Source organism: Agromyces sp. Soil535 (assembly GCF_001428255.1).
Classification (GTDB): Bacteria; Actinomycetota; Actinomycetes; order Actinomycetales; family Microbacteriaceae; genus Agromyces.
In genome coordinates, this window is sequence record NZ_LMRW01000009.1 from 13,133 (window position 1) to 26,577 (window position 13,445).

Here is a 13,445-nt window from a genome sequence, read left to right on the forward strand (position 1 = left end):
GCCGCTCGTCGCGGACGCCGGGGCGTCGAGGCCGGCTCAGGCCGGCTGGTACGTGAGGCAGTCGGCGTCGTCGGCGCCGGGCCCGATCCGCACGGATGCCGCGTGGCACTCGAGCGAGGAGTTGTGGATGCACTCGGGACGCTGGCACGCGCCCACGTGCGTGAGCACCTTGTCGAGGCCGCCCTTGACACCGAGCGGGATGAACGTGGCGCACTCCGCGTCGCCCACGGATCCGCCGATCGTCACGGCGGCCGCGTGGCAGTGCGAATGGTCGTTGTAGGAGCATCCGGCCACCGAACACTCGGCAACGGCGGGCAGATCGTCGAGCGTCATGCTCATGGTGACCTCCAGAAGCGGTTTCGACTGTGCAATAGGGCGATGGTAGACCAGCGAGCGGATCGAGCGCAGTACCCCGAGCGGTTTTTTTCGCAGATCAGCGCGGATTTCTTAGTAAGGTGAGCCTCACCTGTGCTGCGGCCGGCAGGGGTCCCTCCGGTAGATCGGCACTGGTGTGCACCCGTCCCGCAGGCCAGAATGAGCGGAGACACTGGAGGTGCGCGATGTCCATGGAAACCGTGCTCTGGTCGATCCTCGGCGTGTACGGCGTCGTCGGCGGCGTCCTGCTCCTCGCGGCCCTGTGGGCGCTCATCCGCGCGCCGCGCGGATACTGATGCTCGCGGTGAACTGACGGCATGACGAGCGCCGCCACCACCACCGCACAGGCGATTCGCCGCGTCATCCGCAAGGGCGGCACGACCGATCGCACGTCGGCGCTCCTGCTGCTCTGCTTCACGGTCATCGCGGTCGTCTGGGCGAACTCCCCGTGGGGCGCCACGTACGACGAGTTCTGGGACACCGAGGTCGAGATCGTCATCGGCGAGTTCGCCGCCCACCTCACGTTGCACCAGCTCGTGAACGACGGCCTCATGGCGTTCTTCTTCTTCACCGTCGGACTCGAGGTGAAGAGCGAGTTCACGATCGGCGAGCTCACTGACCGGTCACGAGCTGCGGTACCGGTGATCGCCGCGATCGCGGGCCTCGCGCTGCCTGCCGCGATCTTCCTGCTGCTCAACGCCGGGACGGGCCAGGCGAACGCGTGGGGCATCGTGATCTCCACCGACACCGCCTTCCTGCTCGGCGCGCTCGCGATCATCGGGCCCAGGTTCCCGGCGCGGCTGCGCACGTTCCTGCTCACGCTCGCGGTCGTCGACGACATCGGGGCGCTCGTGGCGATCGCCGTGTTCTACAACGAAGGGCTGCAGGCACTGCCGCTCGCGATCGTCGCGGTGCTGCTGGTGGCGCTGGCGCTCGTGCGATTCCTGCCCGTCGGGCGCGGCCCCGCGTACGCGGTGCTGGGCTTCGGGCTGTGGCTCGCGGTCGCGGCGGCGGGCGTGCACCCGACGCTCGCGGGCGTCGCGGTGGCGCTGCTCATCCCGGTGTTCCCGCCGCGGCGCATGGACGTCGAGCGCGCTGCCGAGATCACCCGCGCGTTCCGGGAATCGCCCAATACGGCGTACGCGCGCGCGGCGACCCGAAGCCTGCGCGACTCGATCTCGATCAACGAGCGCCTGCAGGCGGCGTGGTCGCCGTACATCGCGTTCATCGTGCTGCCGATCTTCGCGCTCGCGAACGCCGGCGTACGGCTCGACCCGGCGACGCTCGCCGACGCCGTCGTCTCGCCGCTCACGTGGGGCGTGGTGGCGGGCCTCGTGGTCGGCAAGTTCGTCGGCATCACGGGTGCCACCGCGCTGGTGCGGAGGCTGCGCCTCGGTCGCCTGGCGCCGGGGCTCACCATGCCCCGCATCGCGGGAGGCGCGGCCCTCTCGGGCATCGGATTCACGATCGCGCTGTTCATCGTGGGACTCGCGATCGAGGACCCCGAGACGCAGGACCTGGCGCGCGTGGGCGTGCTCGCGGCATCCGTCATCGCCTTCGTGCTGGGCTGGGCGATCTTCGCGGTGGGCGACCGGCTCCAGCCGCCGATGCCCGTGGGCGCGAAGCTCGCGCGCCCGGTCGACGTGGAGCGCGACCACTTCAAGGGCCGGCCCGACGCGCCCTACACGATCGTGGAGTACGGCGATTTCGAGTGCCCGTTCTGCAGCCGGGCGACGGGCTCGATCGACGCGGTGATCGCCCACTTCGGCGACGACGTGCGGTGGGTGTTCCGTCACCTGCCGCTCGAGACCGTGCACCCGCACGCGAAGGAGGCCGCGCAGGCGGCCGAGGCGGCGGCGCTGCAGGGCCGCTTCCTGGACATGGCGCGCACGCTGTTCGCCCACCAGGACCGTCTCACCACCGACGACCTCTGCCAGCACGCCCGCGACCTCGGCCTCGACCTCGACCGTTTCGCGGACGACCTGCGCTCGCCGGCCGTCGTGCGACGCGTCGAGGACGACATGCTCGACGCCGAGCTCATGGACCTGCACGCCACGCCGACCTTCTTCATCGGCGAGCGCCGGCACGTCGGCCCGTACGACTCGGCGACGCTCATCCTGGCGCTGGAGGCGGGCCGGGAGCGCGACGAGCGCGCTGCGGGGTGACTACTCGGGCTTCGTGGCCTTGCCGTCGAGCCAGAGCATGTCGCTCGGGTCGCTGTGGGTGCCGCCCGAGTCCACGTGCTTCGCGTCGATCTGCGGCCCCTTCTTGATGACGTGCACGAGCGCCATCGCGTGCCCCCGCCCGAGGTCGTAGTCGGCCTTCAACCAGTCGACGATGACCCCCGCCTTGACCGAAGGGTCGTCGTAGCCCTTCTCGTGTGCGAGCTCGATGAACTGCCGGGGCGTGAGCCCGGTCTTCTCCTCGATGTTGTCGAGATATGCCTGGAACGACATGCGATCCTCCTTCGTCGATTTCGCGAGTCTACGGGTGCCGACCGACGCCTGCCAGCGGCGGGCGCGGGCGCCCATCACGCGATGTCGCGCATCCCCTCGAGTTCGAGCCGCAGTCCGCGCACCTCCGTCGGCTCGACGGCCTGCCGATGCGCGTGCGAGTCGGAGTGTTCCCGTTGCGCCTCGCTGGTGACGGTGCCCCCGCGCGCGCCGTCGCGTTCGTCGACTGAGTCGGCGGCGTGGACGCTCAGGCCCGCGCGGCCAGCACCTCGTCGACCCACGCCGGCACCACGATGCTCGCGGGACCGTGTCGCACCTCGTCGAAGAGCGGGGCGATCTCACTCGACGCGAGGTTCAGCTCGATCGTGTGCGCGCCCCAGTCTGCTGCGGTCATCACGAAGCCGGCCGCCGGGTAGACGGCACCCGAGGTGCCGATGGCGGCGAACTCGTCGCAGGCGAGCAGCGCCTCGTCGATCTCGTCGAGGTGGTACGGCAGCTCGCCGAACCAGACGACGTCGGGGCGCAGCATCCGCTCACCGCATGTCGGACAGGGCGGGCGCTCGAGGAGGTCGGCCATGACCGGCGAGCGGGCGCCGCACCGCGCGCAGAGCGCCTGCAGCAGTTCGCCGTGCATGTGCAGGACCCGGCGCGACCCGGCCTGCTCGTGCAGGCCGTCGATGTTCTGGGTGACCACGAGCAGGTCGTCGCCGAGCTCGCGCTCGAGCCGGGCGAGCGCGTCGTGCGCGGGGTTCGGCTCGGCACGCGCGACGGCGTGCCGTCGCTGGTCGTAGAAGCGCTGCACGGTATCGGGGTCCCGCTCGAACGCCTCCGGCGTCGCGACGTCCTCGACGCGGTGCCCCTCCCAGAGTCCGCCCGCGTCGCGAAACGTGGGCACGCCGCTCTCGGCCGAGATGCCGGCGCCGGTGAGCACGACGATGCGCATGCCTCCCATTGAACCGCGTCCACCCCTGGCCTGCGCCCACTGCAGGAAGAATCGGGCGCCCCGCGGCGAGTGCAGGGCCTTCCGACGGCGTGTCGCTCGAACCTTCCTGCATTGGGGCGCCGGAGGCCGTACGCCGACAGGCGTACGGCGAGTGACTCCCACGAGCGGATGCCCCGGCGGCGCGCCCTCGGCATCGTGGAGGCATGACCGCTACCACCACCACGCGAACGACACCCCGCCCGCGGGCCGACGCCCGGGCCATCCGGATGCCGCTCTCAGCCCGCGCACGCAAGTTGCTGCTGCTCGTGCACATCGCGGCCGCGGGAGTGTGGCTCGGCCTCGACCTCGTGCTCGGCATCCTCGTGTTCACGGCGATCACGGGCGACCCGACCGGAGCGGGGGCCGCCGCGGCGAGCCTCGCCGCCGTGGCGACCTGGCCGATCGTGATAGTCGGCCTCGTGTCCCTCGTCTCCGGCGTGCTGCTGGGACTCGGCACGAAGTACGGGCTCGTGCGCTACCGCTGGGTGCTCGTGAAGCTCGTGATCAACGTGGTGCTCGTGACCCTCGTCGTGCTCGTGCTCTGGCCCGGCATCGTGAACCTCGGCGACGCCGGTCGCGCGGCCCTGGCCGAGGGTGACGCACCCGCGGTCAGCGCGACCCTCGTGTTCCCGCCGGTCGTCTCGTCGACCGCCCTCATCGTCGCGATGACGTTGTCGGTCTTCAAGCCCTGGGGGCGAACGCGACGGATCAGTCGCGGGCCGTCTGCGTGACGCCGATCGCGCGCAGGAGCAGGTCGACGGTCGCGTCGGTCGCCTCCGCCACCGAGACGCCGTCCAGCAGGTCGCCGGTCGCCAGGGCGGCGACGCCGTGCACGCTCGCGAACGCGACGAGCGCGAGTCGCTCGGGGTCGTCGCCTGCCGTCACGGCGCCCGCCGCCTGCGCCTCGGCGATCAGCTCGACCGCCGCCCGCAAGCTGCCGCGGCCCGCCTCGACGAGGGCATCGCTCGCGTCGGCCTCGTGCTTGACCGTGTACATGAGCCCGAGCAGGGCGGCGTTGTCGACGGCGAACGTCACGTAGGCGCTCGCGATGGCGCGGAAGCGGGCGTCGAAGGTGCCGGGCGTGGCCGCGGCATCCGCCATCGCCCGATTGAGGCGCTGGAAGCCGTCGAGGGCGAGCGCGTCGAGCAGGGCACGCCTGTCGCGGAAGTGCCGGGCGGGCGCCGCGTGGCTGACGTTCGCGTCGCGGGCGAGCTGCCGGAGCGAGAGCGCCTCGACGCCCGACCGCTGCACACTGCGCTCGGCGAGCTCGAGGAGCGTCTCGCGGAGGTTCTCGTGGTGGTAGGCGGCCGACACAGGGCGAGTCTAGTGCAGATGTAGGCATTGACAACACGGCGCGCGAGGCGCATCATGTTGTCACTGACTACTTCCAGTCCCTGACCTCGAACCGATCGGAACACCACCATGGCCCGCAACCACGCCGGCACCACCGCGATCGTCACGGGCGCGAGCTCGGGCCTCGGCGCCGAGTTCGCCCGCACCCTCGCCGCACGGGGCGCGAACCTCGTGCTCATCGCGCGACGCGCAGACCGGCTCACCGCACTCGCGGACGAGCTCGCCGCCGCGCACGGCGTCGACGCGCATCCGCTCGCCCTCGACCTCGCCGCACCTGGCGCGGTCGAAGCCGTCACGACGTTCGTGCGTGAGCGCGGCCTCAGCATCGACTCGCTCGTGAACAACGCCGGCTTCGGCATGCACGGCGAGCTCGCCGAGGCGGATGCCGCGCGCATCGACGAGCAGGTGCGCCTCAACGTCGGCGCGCTCGTCTCGCTCACCCGCGCCTTCCTGCCCGAGATGACGGCGTCGGGTCGAGGCATCCTGGTGAACGTCGCGAGCACCGCCGCGTTCCAGCCGTTGCCGTACATGGCCGTCTACGGTGCGACGAAGGTGTTCGTGCTGAGCTTCACCGAGGCGGTGGCCTACGAGACCCGCGAGAGCGGACTGCGCGTCACCACGCTCTGCCCCGGCGCCACCCGCACCGAGTTCTTCGACGTCGTCGGCACCCAGGAGGCGCGTGTCGGCGACTACCAGACCCCGGAGGAGGTCGTCGCCACGGCGATACGCGCACTCGACGCTCGGCGCACGCCGTCGTCGGTGGTGTCGGGTGGCCGCAACAGCGCGGCGGCCGTGCTGGCGCGGATCATGCCGCGCTCCATCGTCATCCCGATGACCGCGCGCCTCATGGCGAACTGAGCGGATGCCGCGGCACCCGCGGCGCGCTCTGGGCTGAGCGCCTGGTCAACGCCGCCGGTCGGCGGGCAGCGTCGACCAGACGGCGAGCGCGACGAGCAGGGGCTGGAAGAACAGGCGGATGAAGCGGGCGCGGTCGGTCGCGAGGCCGAAGGCGCTGCGGCGCTCGGCCCACTGGGCGAGGTTGCCGGGGAAGACCGCGATGAAGAACGCCGCGACGATCGTGCCGATGCGCTCCCGCTCGCGCGGGAGCGCGACGAGCGCCGCGCCGAGGCCGATCTCGGCGACACCCGACCCGACGACGACCGCGTCGGCGTCCATCGGCACCCACGGCGGCACCTGCGACCGGAACTCGCGGCGCGCCCAGAACAGGTGGCTCACGCCCGCGAAGACGAGACCGGCGGCGAGCAGGACACGGCCGATCGTGCGCCCGGGCGTCGACCGCGGGATGCCGGCCCGCCGTGTCATCGCTCGATCGACTTCTGCTCGTCGGAGGGTCGCATGAGGTTCCGGAGCACGAGGAAGACGACCACCGCGACCACGGCCACGATCGCGAGCTTGCCGATGAACCAGAGCAGGCTGAACAGGACGTCGACGAGGAACCAGGCGACGATCACCGCGACGATCACGCCGATGACGGTCCAGACGGTACGGCTCATGCTTCGAGGCTAGCCGTAGGATGCGGCTGATGATGCCGGATTCGATCGACGCCTTCGTCGAGCGGCTCGCGGCGGGCCGCTCGGGCCCGAACAGCGTGAACCCGTTCGATCGCTCGCGCCGCGACAACGCGATCAGACGTCGGAACCTGGCGTTGTACCTCGAGCAGCTGGCGGAACGACGCCCCAGCGTGCTCCTCGTGGGCGAAGCACCCGGCTATCGCGGCATGGCGATCACGGGCGTCCCGTTCACGAACACGGTGCTCCTGCGGCGGGGCATCCCGCATTTCGGGCTCTTCGGGACCGCGAACGGCTATGCGATTCCGGATGTGCCGGGCGTCGCCGCCGAGCCGACGGCGACCGTGATGTGGCAGACGCTCGTGGCGCTCGACTTCCTGCCGGTGCTGTGGAGCGCCTTCCCGCTGCATCCCCACCGCCCTGGCGACCCTATGTCGAACCGCACGCCGTCGGTGGCCGAGACCTCGGAATGGTCATGGTCCTGGCAGGCGCTGATGGACGTCATGTCGATTCGGTCGGTCGTCGCGGTCGGCAATGTCGCGCACGCCAGCCTGGCGAGAAGCGGGATGTCGGTCCCGCGCGTGCGGCACCCCGCGCACGGCGGTCGGGAGGAGTTCCGGCGCGGCCTGCAGGCGCTGCTCGCCGAGGGCACCATCGCCTGAGCCCGCCGCCCGTTCAGCGGATGCCGCCTCCGAGCCGCGCCGAGATCGCCGCGGCGGTCGCCCTCGCCGCAGCCACCACGTCGTCGAGCCCCACCGCGCTGTACGACGTGCCGATGTATGGCACCGTGAGGGCGGCGACCGTCGCACCCGTGCGATCCGTGACCGCGGCGACCACGTCGGTGATGCCCGCCTGCAGGCGATCGGTGCGGGTGAGATACCCCGCAGCGAGCTGCCCGGCCTCGGCCGGCGTGAGGGCACCGGCATCCGCTGCGACCTGCGAGGCCAGCACGGCACCGGTCGCCGTGCTCTCGACGGGGAAGCGCGCGCCTACCCGCACGTGGTACCCGAAGTCGGCGGGCGACTCGGCCTGCGAGATGATGCGCACGACACCGGCGTCGTCGACGCTGAGGTTGCACGACTGCCGGATCGCGTCGGCGAGCTCCCGCATGGGCCCTGCGGCGAGCTGCACGAGACCGCGCAGAGGTGGGTGCCGGTGCGCCAGGTCGAAGAGCGCCATCGAGAGGACGTAGCGGCCCGATCGGTCGTCGCGGGTCACGTACCCCCGCCGCTCGAGCGTCGCGAGCACGCGGTAGATCTGGCTGACGTTGCGCCCGACGGACTCGGCGATCTCGGTCTGCGTGAGCCCGCGAGCCTCCCCGGCGAGCAGTTCGAGGATGTCGAGCGCCTTGTCGAGCGCAGGAGCCGAGTAGTCGGTGGTGCGATCTGCGATGCGTTCGGCCATGCGGATGCCTCCAGCGGATCGGCGGTCAGCGGTGGGCGCCGATGGCCCGCACGAAGCGGCGCGCGATCTCGCGCTCCAGGTCGTCGGGCACGGGCTGGGCGCCCGGCGGGAGCGACGCCGCCGCCGTGGCGACCCGCTCGAGCGAGAGCGATTGCAGCAGGAATCCGAGGTCCATGGCCTCGAGCGAGTTGCCCTTGGGCTCCCGCCCGGCGAGGTTCACCATGCGGCCGCCCGCGAGCAGGATGAGCTCGCGTCCGTCCGGCAGGTCGATGCGCTCGATCGCCGCGTCGAGCTCCGTGACGGCGGTCGCGCGGGCGTAGAGCGCCTCGGTGTCGATCTCCCACGGGAAGTGCCCCGCGTTCGCGAGCACCGCACCTGTGGACAGCAGGTCGAACACCTCGTCGGTGATGATGCCCGGGTGCCCCGTGGCCGTGACGAAGAACTCGCCCCACTCGGCGAGATTCCGCATGTCGTCGACGCGGTACCCGTCGAGCGCGGCCTCGAAGGCCTTGATCTCGTCGATCTCGGCCACGGCGACCCGTCCGCCGAAGGCCCGCAGGTACTGCGCGATGCCGCGCCCGCACCAGCCGTAGCCGGCCACCACGAACCGGCGGCCGGGGATCATCAGGTTGGTGATGCGCATGATGCTCTCCACCACCGACTGCCCGACGCCGTGCCGGTTCTCGCCGATCGCCTTCAGCGGACTGTCGTTGATGACGATGGTCGGGAACGGCACGCGGCCCGCGAGCTCCGTGCGCAGGCGGATCCCGCCGCTCGTCGTCTCCTCGGTACCGCCGATCACCGAGCCGGCCGCGCCGGCGGCGACGATGCCGGCCACGAGGTCGGCGCCGTTGTCGAGCAGGATGTCGGGTCGCGATGCGACCACGGCGGCGACGTTCGCCTCGTGCTGCTCGAGCGTGTCGTCGCGACGACCGAACACGGTCATGCCCGAATCGCGGAGGAAGGCGGCGATGTCGTCCTGCGTCGACCCGTGGTTGCCGGTGGCCACCACCTCGGCGCCGCCCGCGGCGAGCACCTCGAGCAGCACGGCGGTCTTCGGCTCGACGTGCAGCGACATGCCCACGCGGCGGCCGGCGAACGGCCGGCGCTCGGCGAAGTCGCGGCGGGTCGCGGCGAGCAGCGGCATCCGCGACCTGATCCAGGCGATGCGGGCGGCGCCGCGTTCGAGGAGTTCCGACATCTCGACTCGCTTTCATATATGAATGCAGCTTTCACATATGGTACCGGACGCCCGCGCAACGGCGCTCGGGGCAGGAGACGCTGACCGGGCCGTTGCACTACGTCCGGATCATCCGGGCGCGGCATCCGCTCGAGTGCGCCTGCGGCGGAAGTGCTTGCGCTCATCGATCGAGGGATCGGGGTGGTCCCACACCTTGATGATCGCCCAGGCCACCGCGGTGATCGGCACGGCGAGCACGGCCCCCGCGATGCCCGCGACGATCGTGCCGACGGCGAGCGCGATGAGGATGACGAGCGGATGCAGCTTGAGGGACTGGGCCATCACCACGGGTTGCAGCAGGTCCCCCTCGAGCTGCTGCACCACGATGACGATCGCCACGACGATGAGCGCCACGACCGGCCCGTTGGCCACCAGCGCGACGAGCGCCGCCAGGATGCCCGCCACGGTCGCGCCGATGAGCGGGATGAACGAGCCGAGGAACACGATCACCGCGAGCGGGAGCGCGAGCGGCACTTGGAGGATCGCGAGGCCGATGCCGATGAGGAACGCGTCGACGAATCCGACGATCGCGGTGCCCCGCAGGTAGCCGCCGAAGACCTTGACCGCGGTCACTCCGATGCGGCGGCCGCGCTCGACCCGCGCGCCGTGGAACGGACGGAGGAAGAACTCCCAGATCTTGTCGCCGTCCCTCAAGAAGAAGAACAGCACCACGATCACGAGCGTGACGCCGGTGACGAACTCGGCGGCCGCCGAGACGCCCCGGACCGCCCCAACGCCGAACTCGGCGCTCGTGACGAAGTCCACGATCGCGTCGCGTGCCTCCGTGACCTGTCGCTGGTCGATGGGGAACGGCACGTCCTCGAGCCATTCCTGCACGTCCTCGAAGCCCTCCGTCGCGGACTCGACGAGGCTCCCCCACTGGTTGCGCACGGCGACGACGATCGCGGTCACGACGCCGCCGAGCACGAGGATGCTGCCGATCATCGTGATCCAGGCGGCGAGGCCCGGCGACATCCCCCGGCCGCGGAGCCACCTGAGGAGCGGGGCGGCCGCCGATGCCAGGATGAGTGCGATCAGCACGGGGATGACGACGAGCTTGACCTGCACGAGCGCCCACACGCCCAGCGCGACGAGCGCGACGCCGAGGAGCACCTGCAGGCTCCGGATGCTCCACCTGCCGAGCCGATCGGCCCAGATCTGTCCAAGACGGGGCGACGGCGTGGGTCGAAGGCTCATGGCATCACCCTACGACCCGGCTCGCACGACGAGGAGCGCCTCGTCGACCCAGCGCGGCTGGGTCGACGGAAAGGCCGCGCGTGCCGCCCCGGGATACGCTGGCCGGGACGCGCGCCCGCTGCTGCGGCATCCGCGCCTCGAGTCCGAGAGGTACCGAACGTGCACGACGCGAACCCGACCGCACCATCCGCCCTCCACCCCGACACCGTCGCCATCGTCTCGGGCCGGCCGCCGCACGAGCCCGACCAGCCGATGAGCGTCCCGGTGCACCTCACCTCGACCTACGTCGCCGGCGGCGACCTGGAGTACGGCCGCTACGGCAACCCGTCGTGGACGGCGTTCGAGGACACGCTCGGCGCGCTCGAGGGCGGCCGGTGCGTGGCCTTCGCGTCGGGCATGGCCGCGATCGCCGCGGCGTTCGACCTGGTGGAGCCCGGGGGCACGATCGTGGCGCCGCGCCACTCGTACACCGGCACCGTCGCCGCCCTCATCGAGCGCGAGGAGCACGGGCGCGCGAAGGCCGTGTTCGTCGACATCACCGACACCGCGGCGGTGGCGGCGGCGAGCACGGATGCCGCGATGGTCTGGTTCGAGTCGCCCACGAACCCCGCGCTCGAGGTGGCCGACATCGCCGCGATCGCACGGGCGGCGCACGAGCACGGCGCACTCGTCGCGGTCGACAACACGTTCGCGACCCCGCTGCTGCAGCGCCCGCTGGAGCTCGGCGCCGACCTCGTCGTGCACTCCGCGACCAAGTACATCTCGGGCCACAGCGACGTGCTCATGGGTGCCGCCGTTGCAGCATCCGACGACCTCGCGGCTGCGCTCGTGCAGCGCCGCTCGCTCTACGGGGCCATCCCGGCACCGCTCGAGACGTTCCTCGCGCTGCGGGGCCTGCGCACCCTGCCCGTTCGCCTCGAGCGCGCGCAGGCGACCGCGCAGGAACTCGTGCGCCGCTTCGCCGGCCACCCGGCGCTCGACGAGGTGCGCTACCCCGGCTTCGGCGCGATCGTGTCGATCGTGGTGCGCGGCGGCGCCGAGCCCGCCGACGCGCTCGTGCAGCGCACGAGCCTCTGGGTGCACGCCACGAGCCTCGGCGGGGTCGAGTCGACGTTCGAGCGGCGTCGCCGCTGGCCGCTCGAGCAGCCCACGATCCCCGAAGGGCTCGTGCGGCTCTCGGTCGGTCTCGAGCACGTCGACGACCTGCACCGGGATCTCGTGGCGGCACTGGACACGCTCGACTCGCTCGGCTGAGTCATGGGCTTCGAGGCGTGGCGCACCTACTACGAGCGGAATACCGTTCGGCAGCGGCGCATCGAAGCGTCGGTCGACTGGGACGCACCCTGCACGATGCCCGAGGCGATGCGCCGCGCGTACGCGCGATCATTCCAGCGGTTCGAGCTCGGCGAGGCAGGCGATGGCCTGCGCCTGCTCGCGAAGGCGGCGGATGCCGGCGATCCCGTGTACCTCGCCGCGCTCACCCTCCTCGTGCAGGAGGAACAGCGGCACTCCGCGCTGTTCGCCCGGGGCCTCTCGCACCTCGGTGCTCCACGGCTGAGGTCGCATTGGTCGGATGCGACGTTCACGCGCCTCCGCCGGATGCTCGGACTTCGCACCGAGCTCGCCCTGTTCCTCATCGCCGAGTCGACGGCGATCGAGTACTTCCACGCGCTCGCGACTGCCGGGCCGGACGCCGTCATACGCGGAATCGGACGCCGCATCCTCACCGATGAGGTCGAGCACCTGCGCTTCCAGGTCGACCGCCTCAGAGCCGGCTTCGCGTCCACGCCCTCGGCTGCGCGGGTGTTCGTTGGGATCTGCTGGGGCGTCATCGCGGCGGGCGCCGCGACGGTGCTGGCCGTGGACCACGGCGCAGCGCTCCGCGCGTGCGGCATCAGGCCCGCCGACTACTGGGGGCGCGCGATGCGCCACTTCCGCCGTGCCGCCATCGCGGCGCTCTCCCAGCCCGATCGCGGGATCGAAGGACCCTCGGTGCAGCTTGCCGACGAGCACGCCGTCAGCTGAGGGTCGCCGAGCGCCCGCGCTCAGGTCGCGCGTTCGAGCAGCCAGTCCATCGCATCGGGGACGGTGTCGAGCACAGACACATGGCCGTCGTCGAGTCGCATCCACAGCGTGGCATCCGGCAGCCGGCTGAGCATCCACGACGCGTGCCGCCGCGGCACGACACGGTCCTGCTCGCCCTGCACCAGGAGCACGGGTGCGACGACCTGCTCGAGTTCGAACCCCCAGGGCGAGGCGAGTGCGACGTCGTCGTCGATGAGCCCATCCGGGCCGAACACCTCCGAGCGTGCCACGTCGGCGCCGAGCGCCGCCCACGGACCCTCCAGCGCGGCGAAGTCGGCCGGCAGGAACTGGTCGGGGTCGAACTCCTCGGTCTCCGCGAACCGAGCCCGCGCCTCGCGGCCCTGCATCGCCGCGCGCAGTGCCCCAGACGAGCGCATCCCGTCGAACCAGCCGAACGCGTCGGTGTACGGCGCGATGCCGGCGAGCGTCACGACCCCCGTGACGCGTTCTGGCAGGAGCGCCGCCCCGGCGAGCGCGTGCGGACCGCCGCCCGATGCCCCCATCGCCGCGAACGTCTCGACGCCGAACGCGTCGGCGACCGCGGCGACGTCGGCCGCGGCCGAGGCGACGTCGCGCCCCGGGTTCGGGGTCGAGCCGCCGTATGCCGGCCGCCCGTACGAGAGCACGCGGATGCCGCGCGCCGACGCCGCCTCCAGCACCGGGTGGAGCGGGGCGCCGGTCTGCGGCGACCCGTGGTGCCACACGAGCACCAGCCGCGACGCGGCATCCGCTCCGCCGTCGTACGCGCGCAGCACGCGTCCGTCGTCGAGTCGCACATCGAGGGCCGTGATCATGCCGCCTCCCCTGCCGTCAACCCGGCCGAACGC

The 13,445-nt window shown here is 71.7% G+C and carries 16 protein-coding genes; 6 read left to right on the plus strand and 10 right to left on the minus strand.

What is annotated here, in order from left to right; translation table 11 throughout:
• Positions 1–36: 36 nt before the first annotated feature.
• On the minus strand, positions 37–339 hold the full coding sequence (locus tag ASG80_RS08310; RefSeq protein ID WP_056729714.1) for a DUF1540 domain-containing protein: 303 nt from the start codon (positions 337–339) through the stop codon (positions 37–39).
• Positions 340–692: 353 nt separating this feature from the next.
• Here ASG80_RS08310 and nhaA point away from each other — a divergent pair, with 353 nt between their 5' ends.
• The gene (nhaA, locus tag ASG80_RS08315) at positions 693–2,540 is read left to right on the plus strand and encodes a Na+/H+ antiporter NhaA (protein ID WP_056729715.1); all 1,848 of its coding nucleotides are present in this window, start codon (positions 693–695) and stop codon (positions 2,538–2,540) included.
• On the opposite strand, the gene ASG80_RS08320 is transcribed toward nhaA, so the two are convergent.
• Both ASG80_RS08320 and ASG80_RS08330 read right to left on the minus strand, forming a co-directional pair.
• Entirely contained in the window at positions 2,541–2,831 is a 291-nt protein-coding gene (locus ASG80_RS08320) for a DUF4287 domain-containing protein (RefSeq protein ID WP_056729780.1), read from the minus strand.
• A gap of 244 nt (positions 2,832–3,075) precedes the next feature.
• A complete protein-coding gene (locus ASG80_RS08330) occupies positions 3,076–3,771 on the minus strand; it encodes an NAD-dependent deacylase (protein WP_200952530.1) in 696 nt (231 codons plus the stop codon).
• A gap of 203 nt (positions 3,772–3,974) precedes the next feature.
• Between ASG80_RS08330 and ASG80_RS08335 the strand changes: the two genes are divergently transcribed.
• Positions 3,975–4,541, plus strand: coding sequence for a DUF2269 family protein (locus ASG80_RS08335; RefSeq protein ID WP_156401725.1), 567 nt, complete (start codon positions 3,975–3,977; stop codon positions 4,539–4,541).
• Here ASG80_RS08335 and ASG80_RS08340 read toward each other — a convergent pair.
• Positions 4,519–5,124, minus strand: coding sequence for a TetR/AcrR family transcriptional regulator (locus tag ASG80_RS08340; protein ID WP_056729719.1), 606 nt, complete (start codon positions 5,122–5,124; stop codon positions 4,519–4,521). The genes ASG80_RS08335 and ASG80_RS08340 overlap by 23 nt on opposite strands.
• Positions 5,125–5,232: 108 nt before the next feature.
• On the opposite strand from ASG80_RS08340, the gene ASG80_RS08345 reads away from it, so the two are divergent.
• Positions 5,233–6,021 (plus strand): SDR family oxidoreductase, encoded by a 789-nt coding sequence (locus ASG80_RS08345; RefSeq protein ID WP_056729720.1) that lies wholly within the window; start codon positions 5,233–5,235, stop codon positions 6,019–6,021.
• A gap of 45 nt (positions 6,022–6,066) precedes the next feature.
• Here the strand turns inward: ASG80_RS08345 and ASG80_RS08350 are convergent, their stop codons facing one another.
• Both ASG80_RS08350 and ASG80_RS08355 read right to left on the minus strand, forming a co-directional pair.
• Entirely contained in the window at positions 6,067–6,486 is a 420-nt protein-coding gene (locus ASG80_RS08350; RefSeq protein WP_056729721.1) for a hypothetical protein, read from the minus strand.
• Complete coding sequence (locus tag ASG80_RS08355; protein WP_056729722.1) at positions 6,483–6,677, minus strand: hypothetical protein; 195 nt, start codon at positions 6,675–6,677, stop codon at positions 6,483–6,485. Before ASG80_RS08355 ends, ASG80_RS08350 begins: the two co-directional genes overlap by 4 nt.
• Before the next feature lie 29 nt (positions 6,678–6,706).
• Between ASG80_RS08355 and ASG80_RS08360 the strand changes: the two genes are divergently transcribed.
• Positions 6,707–7,354, plus strand: coding sequence for a hypothetical protein (locus tag ASG80_RS08360; RefSeq protein WP_056729723.1), 648 nt, complete (start codon positions 6,707–6,709; stop codon positions 7,352–7,354).
• Positions 7,355–7,367: 13 nt separating this feature from the next.
• Here the strand turns inward: ASG80_RS08360 and ASG80_RS08365 are convergent, their stop codons facing one another.
• The 3 genes from ASG80_RS08365 to ASG80_RS08375 form a co-directional block, all read right to left on the minus strand.
• A complete protein-coding gene (locus ASG80_RS08365) occupies positions 7,368–8,096 on the minus strand; it encodes an IclR family transcriptional regulator (RefSeq protein ID WP_056729724.1) in 729 nt (242 codons plus the stop codon).
• A 25-nt stretch (positions 8,097–8,121) separates the two neighbouring features.
• Entirely contained in the window at positions 8,122–9,297 is a 1,176-nt protein-coding gene (locus ASG80_RS08370; protein ID WP_056729725.1) for an adenosylhomocysteinase, read from the minus strand.
• 108 nt (positions 9,298–9,405) lie between these two features.
• The gene (locus tag ASG80_RS08375) at positions 9,406–10,533 is read right to left on the minus strand and encodes an AI-2E family transporter (protein ID WP_056729726.1); all 1,128 of its coding nucleotides are present in this window, start codon (positions 10,531–10,533) and stop codon (positions 9,406–9,408) included.
• A gap of 159 nt (positions 10,534–10,692) precedes the next feature.
• Between ASG80_RS08375 and ASG80_RS08380 the strand changes: the two genes are divergently transcribed.
• Both ASG80_RS08380 and ASG80_RS08385 read left to right on the plus strand, forming a co-directional pair.
• Complete coding sequence (locus tag ASG80_RS08380; protein ID WP_056729727.1) at positions 10,693–11,787, plus strand: PLP-dependent aspartate aminotransferase family protein; 1,095 nt, start codon at positions 10,693–10,695, stop codon at positions 11,785–11,787.
• 3 nt (positions 11,788–11,790) lie between these two features.
• Entirely contained in the window at positions 11,791–12,558 is a 768-nt protein-coding gene (locus tag ASG80_RS08385; protein WP_056729728.1) for a ferritin-like domain-containing protein, read from the plus strand.
• Positions 12,559–12,578: 20 nt separating this feature from the next.
• Here ASG80_RS08385 and ASG80_RS08390 read toward each other — a convergent pair whose 3' ends face one another.
• On the minus strand, positions 12,579–13,412 hold the full coding sequence (locus ASG80_RS08390) for an alpha/beta fold hydrolase (RefSeq protein ID WP_056729729.1): 834 nt from the start codon (positions 13,410–13,412) through the stop codon (positions 12,579–12,581).
• Positions 13,413–13,445: the final 33 nt, after the last annotated feature.

Bases quoted from the DNA above. Each gene is read 5' to 3' on its own strand.
- ASG80_RS08375 (WP_056729726.1), bottom strand. From the start codon at position 10,533: ATGAGCCTTCGACCCACGCCGTCGCCCCGTCTTGGACAGATCTGGGCC.
- ASG80_RS08360 (WP_056729723.1), top strand. From the start codon at position 6,707: ATGATGCCGGATTCGATCGACGCCTTCGTCGAGCGGCTCGCGGCGGGC.
- ASG80_RS08390 (WP_056729729.1), bottom strand. From the start codon at position 13,412: ATGATCACGGCCCTCGATGTGCGACTCGACGACGGACGCGTGCTGCGC.
- nhaA (WP_056729715.1), top strand. From the start codon at position 693: ATGACGAGCGCCGCCACCACCACCGCACAGGCGATTCGCCGCGTCATC.
- ASG80_RS08320 (WP_056729780.1), bottom strand. From the start codon at position 2,831: ATGTCGTTCCAGGCATATCTCGACAACATCGAGGAGAAGACCGGGCTC.
- ASG80_RS08330 (WP_200952530.1), bottom strand. From the start codon at position 3,771: ATGCGCATCGTCGTGCTCACCGGCGCCGGCATCTCGGCCGAGAGCGGC.
- ASG80_RS08310 (WP_056729714.1), bottom strand. From the start codon at position 339: ATGAGCATGACGCTCGACGATCTGCCCGCCGTTGCCGAGTGTTCGGTG.
- ASG80_RS08355 (WP_056729722.1), bottom strand. From the start codon at position 6,677: ATGAGCCGTACCGTCTGGACCGTCATCGGCGTGATCGTCGCGGTGATC.
- ASG80_RS08335 (WP_156401725.1), top strand. From the start codon at position 3,975: ATGACCGCTACCACCACCACGCGAACGACACCCCGCCCGCGGGCCGAC.
- ASG80_RS08370 (WP_056729725.1), bottom strand. From the start codon at position 9,297: ATGTCGGAACTCCTCGAACGCGGCGCCGCCCGCATCGCCTGGATCAGG.
- ASG80_RS08345 (WP_056729720.1), top strand. From the start codon at position 5,233: ATGGCCCGCAACCACGCCGGCACCACCGCGATCGTCACGGGCGCGAGC.
- ASG80_RS08365 (WP_056729724.1), bottom strand. From the start codon at position 8,096: ATGGCCGAACGCATCGCAGATCGCACCACCGACTACTCGGCTCCTGCG.
- ASG80_RS08385 (WP_056729728.1), top strand. From the start codon at position 11,791: ATGGGCTTCGAGGCGTGGCGCACCTACTACGAGCGGAATACCGTTCGG.
- ASG80_RS08350 (WP_056729721.1), bottom strand. From the start codon at position 6,486: ATGACACGGCGGGCCGGCATCCCGCGGTCGACGCCCGGGCGCACGATC.